At 44.5% G+C, this 15,759-nt stretch carries 18 protein-coding genes; 8 read left to right on the forward strand and 10 right to left on the reverse strand.

The window, feature by feature from the left end:
* Positions 1 to 3: 3 nt before the first annotated feature.
* The 3 genes from dapC to ACHUFM_RS15070 all read left to right on the forward strand — a co-directional run bounded on the left by dapC (position 4) and on the right by ACHUFM_RS15070 (position 2,689).
* A complete protein-coding gene (gene dapC, locus ACHUFM_RS15060; protein WP_394183193.1) occupies positions 4 to 1,191 on the forward strand; it encodes a succinyldiaminopimelate transaminase in 1,188 nt (395 codons plus the stop codon).
* 35 nt (positions 1,192 to 1,226) lie between these two features.
* Complete coding sequence (dapD, locus tag ACHUFM_RS15065; RefSeq protein ID WP_113873654.1) at positions 1,227 to 2,264, forward strand: 2,3,4,5-tetrahydropyridine-2,6-dicarboxylate N-succinyltransferase; 1,038 nt, start codon at positions 1,227 to 1,229, stop codon at positions 2,262 to 2,264.
* Positions 2,265 to 2,344: 80 nt separating this feature from the next.
* The gene (locus ACHUFM_RS15070) at positions 2,345 to 2,689 is read left to right on the forward strand and encodes an ArsC family reductase (RefSeq protein WP_394183195.1); all 345 of its coding nucleotides are present in this window, start codon (positions 2,345 to 2,347) and stop codon (positions 2,687 to 2,689) included.
* Here ACHUFM_RS15070 and ACHUFM_RS15075 read toward each other — a convergent pair.
* Entirely contained in the window at positions 2,686 to 2,883 is a 198-nt protein-coding gene (locus tag ACHUFM_RS15075; protein WP_394183197.1) for a hypothetical protein, read from the reverse strand. The genes ACHUFM_RS15070 and ACHUFM_RS15075 overlap by 4 nt on opposite strands.
* A 79-nt stretch (positions 2,884 to 2,962) precedes the next feature.
* Here ACHUFM_RS15075 and dapE point away from each other — a divergent pair, with 79 nt between their 5' ends.
* From dapE to panD, 4 genes are read left to right on the forward strand one after another with little or no spacing between them, the layout of a single operon-like run.
* On the forward strand, positions 2,963 to 4,108 hold the full coding sequence (dapE, locus tag ACHUFM_RS15080) for a succinyl-diaminopimelate desuccinylase (protein ID WP_394183198.1): 1,146 nt from the start codon (positions 2,963 to 2,965) through the stop codon (positions 4,106 to 4,108).
* A gap of 10 nt (positions 4,109 to 4,118) precedes the next feature.
* On the forward strand, positions 4,119 to 4,400 hold the full coding sequence (locus ACHUFM_RS15085) for a hypothetical protein (RefSeq protein ID WP_394183200.1): 282 nt from the start codon (positions 4,119 to 4,121) through the stop codon (positions 4,398 to 4,400).
* Entirely contained in the window at positions 4,390 to 4,764 is a 375-nt protein-coding gene (locus tag ACHUFM_RS15090; protein WP_394183201.1) for a hypothetical protein, read from the forward strand. The genes ACHUFM_RS15085 and ACHUFM_RS15090 overlap by 11 nt, the downstream gene beginning before the upstream one ends.
* Positions 4,765 to 4,822: 58 nt before the next feature.
* Positions 4,823 to 5,203 carry an aspartate 1-decarboxylase gene (gene panD, locus ACHUFM_RS15095; protein ID WP_063333895.1) on the forward strand — a complete coding sequence of 127 codons (381 nt, stop codon included), beginning with the start codon at positions 4,823 to 4,825 and terminating at the stop codon, positions 5,201 to 5,203.
* 76 nt (positions 5,204 to 5,279) lie between these two features.
* Here the strand turns inward: panD and tpx are convergent, their stop codons facing one another.
* Both tpx and ACHUFM_RS15105 read right to left on the reverse strand, forming a co-directional pair.
* Complete coding sequence (gene tpx / locus ACHUFM_RS15100; RefSeq protein WP_394183204.1) at positions 5,280 to 5,774, reverse strand: thiol peroxidase; 495 nt, start codon at positions 5,772 to 5,774, stop codon at positions 5,280 to 5,282.
* Between the two features lie 29 nt (positions 5,775 to 5,803).
* A complete protein-coding gene (locus tag ACHUFM_RS15105; protein WP_394183206.1) occupies positions 5,804 to 6,262 on the reverse strand; it encodes a cold-shock protein in 459 nt (152 codons plus the stop codon).
* A 285-nt stretch (positions 6,263 to 6,547) separates the two neighbouring features.
* On the opposite strand from ACHUFM_RS15105, the gene ACHUFM_RS15110 reads away from it, so the two are divergent.
* Positions 6,548 to 6,760, forward strand: coding sequence for a SlyX family protein (locus ACHUFM_RS15110; RefSeq protein ID WP_394183208.1), 213 nt, complete (start codon positions 6,548 to 6,550; stop codon positions 6,758 to 6,760).
* A gap of 15 nt (positions 6,761 to 6,775) precedes the next feature.
* On the opposite strand, the gene ACHUFM_RS15115 is transcribed toward ACHUFM_RS15110, so the two are convergent.
* The 7 genes from ACHUFM_RS15115 to relA all read right to left on the reverse strand — a co-directional run bounded on the left by ACHUFM_RS15115 (position 6,776) and on the right by relA (position 15,755).
* Positions 6,776 to 7,564, reverse strand: coding sequence for a class I SAM-dependent methyltransferase (locus tag ACHUFM_RS15115; RefSeq protein WP_394183210.1), 789 nt, complete (start codon positions 7,562 to 7,564; stop codon positions 6,776 to 6,778).
* 36 nt (positions 7,565 to 7,600) lie between these two features.
* Positions 7,601 to 8,401: an undecaprenyl-diphosphate phosphatase gene (locus tag ACHUFM_RS15120; protein WP_394183211.1), complete on the reverse strand. Its 801-nt coding sequence runs from the start codon at positions 8,399 to 8,401 to the stop codon at positions 7,601 to 7,603.
* A gap of 1 nt (position 8,402) precedes the next feature.
* Positions 8,403 to 9,110: a tRNA (adenosine(37)-N6)-threonylcarbamoyltransferase complex dimerization subunit type 1 TsaB gene (tsaB, locus tag ACHUFM_RS15125; protein WP_394183213.1), complete on the reverse strand. Its 708-nt coding sequence runs from the start codon at positions 9,108 to 9,110 to the stop codon at positions 8,403 to 8,405.
* A 7-nt stretch (positions 9,111 to 9,117) separates the two neighbouring features.
* Positions 9,118 to 9,774 carry an adenylate kinase gene (gene adk, locus ACHUFM_RS15130; RefSeq protein WP_394183214.1) on the reverse strand — a complete coding sequence of 219 codons (657 nt, stop codon included), beginning with the start codon at positions 9,772 to 9,774 and terminating at the stop codon, positions 9,118 to 9,120.
* Between the two features lie 229 nt (positions 9,775 to 10,003).
* Positions 10,004 to 12,634, reverse strand: a complete 2,631-nt coding sequence (gene ppc / locus ACHUFM_RS15135) for a phosphoenolpyruvate carboxylase (RefSeq protein ID WP_394183216.1) — start codon at positions 12,632 to 12,634, stop codon at positions 10,004 to 10,006.
* A gap of 65 nt (positions 12,635 to 12,699) precedes the next feature.
* A complete protein-coding gene (gene mazG / locus ACHUFM_RS15140) occupies positions 12,700 to 13,506 on the reverse strand; it encodes a nucleoside triphosphate pyrophosphohydrolase (RefSeq protein ID WP_394183218.1) in 807 nt (268 codons plus the stop codon).
* Positions 13,503 to 15,755, reverse strand: coding sequence for a GTP diphosphokinase (gene relA, locus ACHUFM_RS15145; protein WP_394183220.1), 2,253 nt, complete (start codon positions 15,753 to 15,755; stop codon positions 13,503 to 13,505). The genes mazG and relA overlap by 4 nt, the downstream gene beginning before the upstream one ends.
* Between the last annotated feature and the right edge of the window lie 4 nt (positions 15,756 to 15,759).

Below are 15,759 nucleotides of genomic sequence, written 5' to 3' on the forward strand. Positions count from 1 at the left end.
AACATGAACCCATTTATTGACTCCTTACACCCTTACCCATTTCAGAAGTTAGCTGAGCTCTTAGAAGACATACAGCCCAACCCAGATAAGACGCTGATCAAACTAACCATTGGTGAACCACAACATCAGGCACCTCAAGTGGCGATGGAAGCACTGGCCAATAATCTTAATGGCGTGAGCAAATACCCGAGCACCAAAGGTGAGGCAGCATTACGCCAAGCCATCAGCAACTGGACCAAAGCTCGCTTCCAATTGGACGATCTAAACCCCGATACTCAAGTGTTGCCTGTCACTGGCACACGTGAAGCCCTGTTCGCCATTACCCAAACATTGGTCGGAGAAAAAACCTCTCCACTGGTGATTAGTCCTAACCCTTTTTACCAAATTTATGAAGGTGCCGCGATTCTGGCGGGTGCTGATCGCCATTTCTTGCCATGCGATGCCAGCAACCAATATAAAATCGATTACCAAGCGGTAACCGATGAGGTTTGGAAACGTTGTGAGATTTTATTTGTCTGCTCACCAAACAACCCAAGCGGCACCATTACAACCCTAGAGGAATACGCCTTTCTTATTGAAAAGGCCAAACAGTTTAATTTCACAATCGTCGCAGACGAATGCTACTCAGAAATTTACTTCGGCGAAGCAGCGCCTCTAGGCTTATTAGAAGCTTGTCAGCAACTAGGCCACTTAGACTATAAGCATTGTCTGATTTTCCAATCACTTTCCAAACGCTCTAATCTACCAGGTCTAAGATCGGGATTTGTCGCTGGAGATGCCGACATACTTAAGCCTTTCCTGCTGTATCGCACCTATCAAGGCTGCGCCATGCCAATCCATCATCAAATGGCCTCTATTGCCGCTTGGAATGATGAACAGCACGTGATCGAAAACCGTCAAATTTATACCCGTAAATTTGACGCTGTGTTAGACATACTCGAACCCGTCATGCAGGTCAGCAAGCCCGAAGCGGGCTTCTATTTATGGCCACAACTGACCATGTCTGACGAGGAATTCTGCACTGCGTTATACCAAGAAGAAGCCGTTTTGGTATTGCCTGGCAGTTACCTTGGTCGTGAAGTAGACGGACACAATCCTGGCTGCCAACATGTTCGCATGGCATTGGTTGCCGAAGAATCAGAATGCACTGAGGCGGCACACAGAATAAACGCCTTCCTCAGTCGCAGATAACCCCTTAGCTATACAACTCAGTTGGAGATAAATACATGAGTAACTCAATTTTTGCATTCGGTCTTGGTATCGGCACTCAAAACAAAGAAGGCGACTGGCTTGAAGTCTTTTATTCAGCACCTTGCTTAGGCGCTGAAAAGACCACGCTTGACGCGTTAGTAGAAAGCACAAATTATGAAGGCGGTAACAGCACACTCGTTCTAGATGAAAGCGATCTAAACCGCCTTCACATGAACCTACTAAAAGCCGGTAACATTGAACAAGCTGAATTGGCTTCTCGCCTGAAAGCCTCTACTCAGCCTGTTATTCTATGTGTCTTGGCAACTGATGAAGCCCCAAGCAATCCAGCTGAAGTTTACTTGAAACTGCAACTTATCTCGCATCGCCTAGTTAAACCACACAGCACTGTACTGGATGGTATGTTCGGTCTATTGATTAACACTGCTTGGACCAGCGAAGGCCCTATTGATGTTCGCGAACTTGCTGACCGCCAACTAAGCGCTCGTATGGAAGGTCGTACCATTGAAGTCTTTAGCGTAGATAAATTCCCTAAAATGCTTAACTTTGTTGTACCAGCTGGTATTCGTGTTGGCGATGCAGCACGCATCCGTCTTGGCGCTCATTTAGGTGAAGGCACCACAGTAATGCACGAAGGTTTTGTTAACTTCAATGCCGGTACACTTGGCACTAGCATGGTTGAAGGTCGTATTTCAGCAGGCGTTGTTGTTGGTAATGGCTCTGACTTGGGCGGCGGCTGTTCAACTATGGGAACTCTATCTGGTGGCGGTAACATTGTCATTGGTGTTGGTGAGCAATGTTTGATTGGTGCGAACGCAGGTATTGGCATTGGTCTAGGCGATCGCTGTACAGTTGAATCTGGCTTGTACATCACTGCAGGCTCTAAAGTAACCGTACTGGATGAAGACAACCAAGTTGTCTCTACCGTTAAAGCCCGCGACTTGTCTGGTCAATCAGATCTATTGTTCCGTCGTAATTCTGAAACCGGCGCAATTGAATGCAAAACCAATAAGACGGCCATTGCTTTGAACGAAGCATTGCATGCACATAACTAGTCTTTAATAAGTCAAATCGTGGCGCTTTAATGTAACGTTAAAGCGCCATCTTTTTATCTTTAACCTTATGGGAGTCCGTCATGCTGACTATTTACGGTATTAAAAATTGCGACACGATGAAAAAAGCTTTTCGCTGGCTTGATGAGCACCAAGTGGAATATCAATTCCATGATTATAAAAAAGAAGGCGTGAATGCAGAACTAGCTGCCACGTGGGTCGCGAGACTGGGTTGGGAAGCCGTCATTAATAAACGTGGCACAACTTGGCGTAAGCTGACTGATGACGTGAAAGAGAATATGAATGAAAGCAATGCGGTTGCACTTATGCTTGAACAGCCTTCAGTGATTAAACGCCCACTTATTATCAAAAACAATGACGTGTATTTAGGATTTAATGCCGAACAATATACTCAAGCCTTACTTTAACGTAAAACTGGGGTATAAATACGAGGTGTTTCCTTTCTTTGAGACATAGGCGTTACGGTTGGAGTGTATCCTGAAGTCGATACATCTGAGCGAATCACAGGCACAAAAAAAGATTCCTGAATAACAGGTTGTGGTCCAAAAAAGCTGCAACCAGCGACAACAGAACTCAATAAAATGACAACACCTAGCTTCATAATCCCACCTTTATACAAATCTCCTGTTATAGTAACAGAATCTTTTATAAAGTAGCGAAAACCAACACAAAGGTAAAGAATGTCTGACTTGTCTCCTACCCTAAATCTTGCCATAGATCTTATCTCACGTCCTTCCGTCACACCTGAAGATGCAGGCTGCCAAGAAGTGATGATCCAACGTCTCGAAAAGCTTGGTTTTAAGATCGAAAAAATGCCTTTTGGCGAAGTGAAAAATTTCTATGCAAAACGCGGAGACTCGGGACCAAACCTTTGTTTCGCTGGTCATACAGACGTCGTACCAACTGGTCCTGAAAGCGAATGGAAAGTTCCACCTTTCCAACCAAAAATCATTGATGGCATGCTTTACGGACGTGGTGCCGCTGATATGAAAGGCAGCTTAGCCGCCATGGTCACAGCAGTGGAAAACTTTGTACAAGCTCACCCAAATCATCCGGGACAAATCTCCTTCCTCATTACCAGTGACGAAGAAGGTCCCTTTGTTGATGGCACCACACGAGTCGTCGATGCCTTGATGGAACGCAATGAAAAAGTCGATTGGTGTATTGTTGGCGAACCATCCAGCACGAAGCAACTTGGCGACATCATCAAAAATGGCCGTCGCGGTTCGTTTAGCGGTGACCTCACTGTCTATGGTAAACAAGGTCATGTTGCCTACCCGCATCTGGCCGTCAACCCAATTCATCTAGCTGCACCTGCTCTAGCGGAAATGGCTAATACCCATTGGGATAATGGCAATGACTTCTTTCCACCGACCAGCTTTCAAGTCTCTAATATCCAAGCCGGAACAGGTGCAACCAATGTTGTTCCAGGTACACTAAAGGCACAATTCAATTTCCGTTTTTCATCTGAACTGGATTTTGACACCTTAAAAGAACGCGTGTTAAGCATTCTTGAGCAACATCAATTGGAATACCACATTGACTGGACTTATAACGGCCTTCCTTTCTTAACTAAGCCAGGGGAACTGGTTGATGCCATGGTTAAGGCAATAGAAGCGAACGTTGGCATCACGCCAGAACTGTCCACTTCTGGAGGCACTTCAGATGGCCGCTTTATCGCTAAAATGGGCACTCAAGTTGTCGAACTTGGACCAATAAACGCCACCATTCACCAGATCAACGAATGTGTAGACGCCAACAGTCTAGAACAGCTATCCAATGTTTATTCTGGTATTTTAGAAAACCTGTTTGTGAAGACAAAATAACGATTCAGCAATGAGAGAAAAAATCCACCGATTAGCCATGAAGCTAGGCAACAGTCCAAAACTCGCCTTGATCAAAATGATTCAAGGCGGCTTGCTTTTTGTTTTTGGTGTTTTGGTGCTGATGGTATCTGACCGAGTATTAAGCGAATCACTCTCACAAGAAATCATTGCCCTATTTGGTTTGATCTTAGCAAGCTGCGGTGTGATCTGGACAATGGCTGGTTATCTATCAATGAGCGTCTTAAGGATTTATCATATGCTACAAAAAAGGGATGAAGACGATGCAAACTGACATCGAAATTTACCTACTATCCTGTCCAACTGATAAAATCATCAATTGGCTAGAAGGCGAGTTCAACGTCATTGAGAAAACGCAGCCTACAGCGGTCTGCACTAAACTCACCTTCGAATATCAACAGACAGACATCAAGGTCACCATCTTAGAACAAGCTGCAGGAAAGCGCTTTACGTCGGTATGGTTTGACTCTGACAAAACCCCTTGGGAAGACGATATGGCTTGCGCTAGACAAGCCTTCTCCACCCTAAATTGTGAAGTCCGCTGCAATTATCAAGGATGGGAAGAAGCTGGCGAACAAGACCCTGACCAATGGTGGCGAATCAACCAACAGGGCGAAGGACCATTCATTTGGACGTAATATCGCTGACACCCACAAGGTAAAAGCGCACCAAGAAAATAAGAGTAGAGAGACTGTAATGCAAGTAACACTTTTGAAAGGCAAACTTCATATGGCCAGCGTTACCCAAGCTGAGCTTTGGTACGACGGTTCATGCGCAATCGACAAAGACCTAGTTGAGTTAGCGGGTTTTCGTGAATTTGAAAAAATTGATATTTACAATGTCGATAATGGCGAACGCTTTCATACTTACGTCATTTTAGCTGAAGCGGGTTCAGGCACCATTTCTATGAATGGCGCAGCGGCTCGTCGTGTACAAGTTGGTGATCGTGTCATCATCGCCGCTTACGGCCAGCTTGATGAAGCAGAAGCTGATCAATTTAAACCTAAGCTGGTTTATCTCAATAAAGATAACAGTGTTGAACGATCAACTAACACCATTCCAATGCAAAAAGATTAAACCTGCATTGTTAATGCGCTGAATCTGTAAATAAAAAAATCCCAGCCAAAGGCTGGGATTTTTATGAACATCAAAATTACAAAGACGCTAATGCGGCTTCATAGTTAGGCTCATCTGCCGTTTCTGCAACTTGCTCTGAATAAAGCACCTTGCCAGACTCATCCAATACAATAACAGAACGAGACAACAAACCAGTCAATGGACCATTAGCAAAAGCCAAGCCATAGTCCGTTCCAAAAGTAGAACGGAAGCTAGAGCCTGTATCCACATTATCAATGCCTTCAGCACCGCAGAAACGAGCAGCGGCAAAAGGCAGATCCGCAGACACACAAATCACATTAACCCCTTTTAGGGCTGCCGCTGATTCGTTGAACTTGCGAACCGATGTCGCACAAGTCGGCGTGTCGATAGATGGAAAAATATTCAGTACTAATTTAGCCCCCTGGTAATCGGCTAGCGTTGTGACAGACAAGTCTGTTTTAACCAATTCAAAATCAGGAGCTTGAACCCCAACAGCAGGTAAAGTACCGACTGTATCAAAAGGGTTTCCTTTCAATGTTACCTGAGCCATATTTGCCTCTTAAAATTCAATCGCGATCATTAGCCGCGAACAATGGATACGTTTTCAGCTTGCTTACCTTTCTCACCTTCTGTGACATAAAAGCGAACAAGTTGACCCTCAACTAGGAATCGACGACCACGGCCACGAATCGCACGGTAATGAACAAACACATCGTCACCGTTTTCCATGGTTAGAAAACCAAAGCCCTTTGAAGAGTTAAACCACTTCACAGTGCCCTGCTCACGATCATCATCGTCATCTTCATGACCAGCTGATCCAGACACTCGAATTTGACTTACCATAGTGCCAAGGTAAACCGATACTAAAACAAAACCAAAATACACTAGGTAGTTGGTGGCAATGTCTTCTTTTAAAACCCCTGCAATTAGTAATGGCACAATAAGTGCGATCACTAAGCTAACAATAAAAGCGCGCAATGAAAAAAAACCGGCACTAGACGTACCTTGACTCGAAAAATTATCTTGATGATCATTCATAACAATATATCTCTTATCTTATTAAATAGTATTGTGATGCGAAATTGGCCAAATAAAGCCAGTTTCGTGTTAGTAAAAGTGAATAAATAGATATTTTTACCAAACTCTTTCTAAATGCCATGTGAAGCCAATAAAGATGAGAGTAAAATACCTGCATCCTATCAATAGGCAATTTTCACGCCATTCTTACTTTATAAATGACCGCAACATAAGTCATGTAATTTTTAGAGAATGACTGTAAAAATATGAGCTTAGCTTAATAAGATTAACACACTGAAGGCCTCTATGAATACCTCACAACTCAATCTACGTATCGATGAATTAGAGATAAAAGTACAGTTTCAAGAAGACACGATTGACAGTTTAAATCACGCACTGATTCAACAACAAAAAGACATGCTGATATTGCAAGAACAGTTAGGCTTGTTTGCAAAACAATTGGAAAGCTATCGACAGCAGCAATCCATTAATGACAATGAAACACCACCACATTATTAATGACTATTTTTCGTGTTAGGAAAGATCGAGTGATTTCAGAACATACACATCGAAGCGGCCAGATTTACCATCTAATTGATAAGTCGGTTCCTCACCATTAAGGTATGGTGCGCCTTTTGGTCGTTTTACAACTACTCGATATTCCGCTCGCTGTTTCGCCTCGGTTAATAAGCGATCGGCATCTTCGTCTTTACCAATCAAATCACGAAAAAAAGCCATCTCTTTCTTAGCCGCCGCAGAGGATTTTTCAGTATGTGGATACATGGGATCAAGATAAACCACATCGAATGTGGCCTCTTCATCCATCTCAGCGATATCTCCCACTTGTAACGTCATCTTGGCGGCAATCTCAGCCACCTCTGCGTGTATCGATGCGCGATACAACCCATCTTCTAACATCTGACGCACAAAGCCGACACGTTCGCACAAGCTAACGTCACAGCCCAAACAGGCCAATACAAAGGCGTCGCGCCCCAAACCAGCCGTTGCGTCTAAAACGGATAACTGATTGCGCTTATTTAACCCTACCGCCTTAGCGATATCTTGACCTTTCCCGCCACCAAAACGTCGCCTGTGATCGGCCGCTCCAGAAGTAAAATCAACAAAAACCGGCTTAGGCGCGCCTTTGCCTGTTTTCGCAATCGCCACTCCCTGAGTATTTTTCAATAACAGATAATCATACTCAGTCGCGAATTTAAGCTCTTTTTTCAGAAAAACATACGGCAATTGCAGCTGTTGTGATAAGGCTTTTACCTCATTAGCGAATGAGAATTCATTTGTCGAAACGGCAATAGAACTTGGCATAACCCCACCCTAATGAAACAAAAAAACCTAATACAATTAGGCGTAAACCATAAATAAGAGAATCACACCCAAAACGAGGCGATAAATAAAGAATGGGAAAAAACCTATAGTATTTAACCATTTTAAAAACAGGTAAATACATAAATAGGCACTGATGGCGGATAAAATCACACCCATGATAAGACTAGTCCAATCCACCACAATTGCCGAAGACACTAGCTCAATCAGTTTTAAACTGCCAGCTGCGGTAATCAGAGGAATAGAAAGTAAAAATGAAAAACGTGCGGAGGTTTCACGAGTAAAACCCAGACTGCGGGCTGCCGTCATAGTAATACCGGATCGAGACGTTCCTGGAATCAAAGCCAAAGCCTGAGCCAAACCTATCGCCAGCACATTTTTGAAGGCAAAATCTTGCTGTGTTTTATGTGAATGCCCAAATCGGTCAGCGAGCCAGAGCAAGACACCAAAACCAATGGTGGTATAGGCTATCACCTCAATAGAGCGCAAGTGTGTGCTGATAAAATCATCAAACAAGAGACCCGCAACACAAGCCGGAATGGTCGCCAAGACAATCCACCAAGCCAGCTTGCTATCATTGCAACCACCTTTGCCAGAAACCGAGCCCATCCAAGCACAAAGAATCTTCCGTAAATCGGCTCGAAAATACCAGACGATGGCTGCTAAAGTACCAACGTGCACCGCCACGTCAAAGGCCAATCCTTGATCAGGCCAATTCAGCAGTTGAGCGGGAAGAATAAGATGAGCCGAACTGGAAATGGGCAGAAATTCCGTCAGGCCTTGAATCAAGGCCAGAAATACAATGTGGTACCACAACATGTTAACGCTTTCCTATACGAGGCGCCTGTTTTTCCCAGGTGATTTCATCCCTTAAATAAGTTGGAATCGCGTCATACGCAGAAACCACTTCCCCTTTCGCCAATTTGATAGCCGCCAATTCAGCAATACAAGCCGCTCGTGGCGCTAAATCATCCAACACATGCGATGGCATGTCAGGCAATAAAGACGCTAGTCTCTCTTGATAGCACCAACCTGAACCGACCCCGTTAAAAGCATGCTCAAATTCCGGCAGTTGATCCGGTTTTGATACGCTTTCTGGAAACAAACACTCAACTTGATGACCTTGAGCATTTTTATCAACTCGATAACCCGCTATGTACACTTCTCCCATGCGAGCATCCAGTGCCGCCAACCAATGTGCTTGGCTAGTTTTTTGAAAGCCTTCTAACGCCAAAGCCTCCAATGTCGACACAGGAACAACTGGTAAATCCGCACCAAAAGCAAGCCCTTGAACAACACCCGCACTAATACGGAGCCCAGTAAACGAACCAGGACCACGTCCAAATGCAATAGCGTCTAAATCGGACAAGGTAAGTTCAGCTTGTTGAAGAAGTTGATCCACCATAGGTAAGATCAAATCATTATGCAGACGCGGTGCCATGCGAAAATCTTCTAACACAACACCATCAATATTCAACGCCACAGAACATGCTGGCGTTGACGTATCTAATGCTAAAATGGCGGTCATTGAAACATTAAGCCTGTAACGCAGTTAATAGGTTTTGTTTAATCTCATTCAGATCACCAACACCGTTCACTTTAACGAATTTAGGCGCATTTACACCATCAACTTTCAACCAATCTTGGTAGTAGCCAATCAGTGGCGCCGTTTGCTCGTGATACACACCTAAACGCTTACGAACCGTTTCTTCAGTGTCATCAGCACGCTGAATGAGCTCTTCACCAGTCACGTCGTCTTTACCTGCCACTTTTGGTGGATTGTAAACAAGGTGGTAACTACGCCCAGATGCTTCGTGCACGCGACGGCCACTCATGCGCTGAACAATTTCTTCATCGGCGACATCAATTTCGACAACGTAATCAATTTTCACACCAGCCTCTTTCAACGCATCGGCTTGTGGAATGGTACGTGGAAAACCATCAAACAAAGCGCCCTTAGCGCAATCATTTTGTGTTAAACGTTCTTTTACTAAACCAATGATAATGTCATCAGAAACAAGCTGACCCGCATCCATAACGGCTTTTGCTTTTAAACCAAGTTCGCTTCCTGCTTTTACAGCGGCACGCAACATATCACCTGTCGAGATTTGTGGAATACCAAACTCTTCGGTAATAAACTGAGCCTGAGTTCCTTTACCTGCACCTGGCGCACCTAATAGAATTACTCGCATAATAAAGTCTCCAAAAGACAGCGTTAACTGAATTGCAAGATTGGCTGACACAATAAGACTAAAACGCACCCATTTGGTCGCGATAAAAAGTGTACAGACAAACTATTTGCATATTAAAAAATTGAATGGCCGCCAAGCATACCCAAGCCGCCCTTCATTTTGCAAATTTACCTGCCTTTTTTTGTCATTTTCATACCCATAGTGAGTATTTTTTAACCTTTTTAATAAATTAGCCTGTATTTTGCATACCACTGGCAATACCCGCCATGGTAATCATCAAGGCTTTATTCACTTCAGCATTTTCCTCGTCACGACGACTACGGAACAAAAGCTCAGCCTGTAAGTAATGCAGCGGATCAATATAAGGGTTACGCACATCAATTGACTGACGTATGGTTTTGTTGTCCTCTATTAAACGCTCTTGCTGCTTTAGCGTCTTCACTAAACCACTAACTTGATTAAGCTTGCCTCGCAACAATCTACCAAGACCTTGAAGCTCTTCAGGTACCAAGCGTTTTTCATAGTATTCGGCAATCTCAGGTTCAGCTTTGGCCAAGACCATGTCTAACATATCCAGATAAGCACCAAAAAACGGCCACTTTTCGTGCATTTCACGAATCTTATCTAAGTTTCCAGACTCTATGGCTTGCTCAATTGCGCTTTCGGCTCCTAGCCAAGCGGGTAACATCAAGCGAATTTGCATCCAGGCAAAAATCCATGGAATAGCTCGCAAGCTTTCAACTCCGCCATCCGAACGACGTCGAGCTGGCCTTGAACCGAGAGGCAGTTTTGCCAACTCTTGCTCAGGCGTGGTCGCTCGGAAATATGGTACAAAATCGTCATGGCCACGAACAATAGAACGATACTGATTCATGCCAACTTCAGCCATTTCATCCATAATGGCACGCCACTCTTCTTTTGGTGGCTCAGCAGGTATCAAGGTTGCCTCCATCACGGCAGAACAATAAAGCTCTAACGAGCGTACGGCGATGTCAGGAATACCAAATTTGAAACGAATCATTTCGCCTTGCTCTGTGACTCGAATCGCACCATTCACCGAGCCTGGAGGTTGCGATAAGATCGCCACATGAGCTGGACCGCCGCCACGACCGACGGTACCACCACGTCCGTGAAACAAGGTTAAATGAATGCCATGTTTCTGACACAGTCGAGTTAAAGCTTCCTGAGCACGATATTGCCCCCAAGTCGCCGCAATTTGACCTGCATCTTTCGCCGAATCAGAGTAACCAATCATGACTTCTTGACGGCCGTTTATGTAAGACTTATACCAAGGCATGGAAAACAATTGTTCGATAATGGGTTCTGCATTATCCAAATCGGCCAAGGTTTCAAACAAAGGCACAATTCGCATGGGAAAACTCACCCCTGACTCTTTCAGCATCAGAGCAACCGCCAACACATCAGAAGGAGCGCTGGCCATCGAAATCACATAAGAACCAAACGAACTTTGCTCCCCTTGTGCGATCATAGCAAACGTATCAAGAACCTCTTTTACTTCATCGGTAGGAGACCAATCCAGTGGCAACAACGGGCGCTTAGAGTTCAATTCTGCTAATAAAAAAGCCTGACGAGATGCTTCATCCCATTCGGCATAATCACCAAGACCATAGAAGCGAGTAATGGCTGATAAAGCATCAATGTGTCGCGCCGAATCTTGACGAACATCCAAGCGTACCAGTGTCATACCAAAGGTAGCGGCACAGCGGATCAAATCCAACAAGGAGCCGTTGGCGATGACCTTCATCCCACTGTCCAGAAGAGACTGATAACACAACACCAAGTCACGGATTAACTCCTCACTGTTGAGAAACACACCCTCGTCGGATACCGATTCACCGTCCAAACACGCTTTGGCCCAGTTTTTCGTTTTATGCATTTTCGTTTCAAGCTGGCGCAACACTTCACGATAAGGCTGAGCACTGTCACCCACTCGTGCTCGTAAAGCGTCGTTACATTGGGTCATGGAAAATTCAGAACGTAGGACGTTTAAGTCTTTGATATAAAGATCAGCCGCCATCCAGCGAGCCAATAACGCCACTTCTTTAGTCACCTTGTGGGTCACATTCGGGTTACCATCACGATCCCCTCCCATCCAGGTTGCAAAACGAATGGGCGCCAAATCCAATGGCAAATGCTCTTGTTGGGAATGCTCACGAAACTGTTCATCCAATTGACGAAAAAAACGAGGTACCGCTTGCCACAAAGATTGTTCAATGACCGCAAATCCCCATTTAGCTTCATCTACTGGTGTTGGACGCTCTTCACGAATCTCGTCCGTGTGCCAAGCTTGAGTAATGATCTCTTTCAGACGACGAATGTGTTTCGTTTCTTCCAAGGGTAAGATGTTGTCTTTATCAAGGGCTTCTAATTCGCTCGAAATATTATCGTATTTACGAATTAACGAGCGTCGAACCACTTCGGTAGGGTGAGCCGTTAGAACCAGCTCGATAGACTGTCCCTGTAACGCTTCGATCATTTGCTCTGAGGTGTAATTTTGTTTTGCTAAACGTTCCAGCAAATCCCCCACAGGGTTATGATACACCCCCAAACTTTCATTAGTGCGACGGCGGTGAACGCGATGATACTGTTCCGCAATGTTAGATAGGTTAAGGAACTGATTAAACGCTCGAGCAACAGGGACGATTTCTTTATCATCTAACGCTTCTAGAGCATCGATGAGTGCGGCAGAATCCCCTGACTGTCGACCATCTTTAGAGAGCATACGGATGTTTTCAACCTTTTCAAGGAAGCCCTCTCCCAAGTGATTACTCATGCTCTCACCGAGACAATCTCCCAGCAACCTAACATTTTCACGTAACGACGCTTGACGATCACTCACCTCAACCTCCTAAAAAGTACCACAAACACTTATTGAGTCGCGTTATTATTCTTTCTATTACAAGGCTATAAACCTTCGCTTTTAGCTTGCTCCCAGTAACGGTCCAATTCTGCCAAAGAACAGTCCGTTAATTTTCTACTCTGTGCTACTAACAATGTCTCGATTCTAGCAAAGCGACGTCGAAACTTAGTATTGGTTTTGTTTAATGCTATATCTGGTGAAACCTGTAAATGGCGTGCCAAATTAGTCATAGCAAATAACACATCGCCCATTTCTTCAGTAATATGTCCCTGCTCGCCAAGCTGTATGGCTTCTTCCAACTCATCCAACTCTTCGCGAATTTTGGCAAACACTGGCCCGATGTCCACCCAATCGAATCCAAACTTAGCGGCTTTTTGTTGCAGTTTAACGGCTTGCATCATGCTCGGCATAGAGCTTGGTACATCATCTAATACCCCCCGCTTAGGTTTTGACGCTTTTTCCTGTGCCTTAATCGCTTGCCACTGAGCGGAAATGTCTGCTTCAGACAAGTTGCTTGGCTCACCAAAGCGGTTAAGCTCACCTTGTGGAAAAATATGCGGATGACGGCGCAGCATTTTAGCCACGATGCCATTCACCACATCGTCAAAACTAAACTTGTCATCTTCACGCGCAATTTGAGAGTAAAAGATAACTTGGAACAGCAAATCCCCAAGCTCATCTTTTAAGTCATCAAAATCCGCTCTTTCAATGGCATCAATGACTTCATAAGCTTCTTCCAAGGTATAAGGCGCAATGGTTTGATAGGTTTGTTTCTTATCCCAAGCGCAACCAAAGTCTTTATCGCGCAAACACGTCATTAAATATTGTAGGCGCTGGATTGCTTCACTCAAAAGTCTTTCTCTCTAAACACGTTTAATACATTTGGCAGTTGATTAATTCGATGTAATAACTTACTCAACACACTCAATTCCCCTACCTCGATGGTAAAGCGGATACTGGCTGTGTGGTTCTCTTTTGCGGATAAGGTATTCATCGATAATAGGTTCACTTTCTCATTGGCAAGTAAGCCAGTAATGTCATTAAGCAAACCTGTTCTGTCGTATGCTTCCACTTGAATGTTCACTGGGTATTGATTGTCTAAACGCTCGCCCCAGCTCACATCAATAATACGCTCGGGCTCATCCATGCCCAACTGCACAATATTAATACAATCCTGACGGTGCACAGAAACCCCTCGACCGTGAGTAATGTAGCCTGCAATGTCATCACCAGGAATCGGCGTACAACACTTAGCCATTTGAGTTAGGAGTTTTCCAACACCGAGAATATGAATGTCATTATCAGAGGATTTATGGCGGCTTTTCTTCAAACGAATTGGACGAGTTGTACTCGGTGCTTCACCATCCAAACTGAAGAATTCATCAACGACTCTTAATACTCGAGCCAATTGAATGTCACCAGCCCCTAATGCCACATAGACTTCATCCGCATTGGAGAAGTTAAATCGTGCCGCTACTGTTTGTAAGTCGAATCGACTGTCGTCCACGCCCAAACGCTTAAGCTGTTTATCCAATAAGGTCTTACCCGCTTCAAGATTTTTATCTCGATCTTCTTTGCGGAACCAGTTTTGAATTTTGGCGCGGGCACGGTTGGTTTGCACATACCCTAAAGTTGGGTGTAACCAATCCCGGCTTGGGCCGCCTTCTTTTGTGGTGAGGATTTCAACCTTGTCACCCGTTTTAAGGTGCGTCACCAACGAAATGATCTTGCCATTTACCTTAGCACCACGACACCGGTGACCAATTTCGGTATGCACACGATAAGCAAAGTCTACGGGGGTCGCATTTACTGGTAAATCCACCACGTGACCATCTGGTGTAAAAACATAGATACGATCTTGCTCAATATCACTGCGGACTTGTTCAGATAAAGATTCTAAATCCCCTTGAACCTCATGGAAGTCCAAAATGGTTCTCAGCCACTGCAGTTTTTCTTCGTAACTGCTGCTATTCGAACTTAGGTCTGTGCCTTTGTATTTCCAATGAGCACACACCCCAAGTTCCGCATCTTCATGCATTTTATGAGTACGAATTTGTATTTCTAAAGCACGACCTTGAGGCCCAACAACGGCCGTATGAAGCGATTGATAACCGTTTGATTTAGGGTTGCTGATGTAATCATCGAATTCTTGTGGAATAGGCCGCCATAAATTATGAACCACACCAAGAACGCCATAACACTCCATTGGCTCATCCACTAAGATACGTACAGCACGCACATCATAAACTTCATCAAAACCAATATTTTTACGCTTCATTTTGCGCCAAATGCTGTAAATGTGTTTTGCTCGCCCCATTAGATCCGCATGAATATTAATGCCTTTGAGACGTTGATCGAGCAGACCAATCACATCTTCTATGTACTGCTGACGATCAAGGCGTTTTTCATCCAACCATTTGGCAATGCGCTTGTATTCGGTTGGGTAAAGGTATCGGAACGAAAGGTCTTCGAGTTCCCATTTGATGTGACCAATCCCTAAACGGTGTGCCAAAGGAGCATAGACACTTTGTACTTCCAAAGCGACCGCGACGCGACGATCTTCGTCTTGATATTTCGCTTCCTTAATCGCACAAGCTCTCTCAGCCAGTTTGATCAACACAACGCGCACATCATCGATGATTGAAACCAGCATTTTACGCAATGATTCCAGCTGATTTTCGTTACTACCTAAGACCTCGACAGCTGTGTCTGCGGTTAAATTCTTTGACACCTCTCCCATGCGAATCACCCCTTCAACCAGAGAGGCTACTTTACGGCCAAACATGTCAACCACACGGCTAATCGGCAGTTGGTCTTCTCGAACGGCTCGATACAAGGCCGCGGCAACAAGGGAATCTTGATCAGCTCGGAAACCGGATAAAATCTCAACCATTTCCAAACCAGCACGAAAGGTACTGGCTTGCGGCCCCCAATAGGAAGGTCGAGCACATTGTAACTCAGCTTGTCGCGCCAATTCACAAGCCATCCTTAGAGGCACTCGTGCACTGTCATCAATTAGATCGGAGAAATTCGACATCCAAGCATCAATATCAACACTGCCATCTTCTAATACTGGATGATCTTTTCTTACTGTTACCATTTAT

Origin of the sequence: Marinomonas posidonica (genome assembly GCF_043643765.1) — a bacterium.
Taxonomy (GTDB): domain Bacteria; phylum Pseudomonadota; class Gammaproteobacteria; order Pseudomonadales; family Marinomonadaceae; genus Marinomonas; species Marinomonas posidonica_A.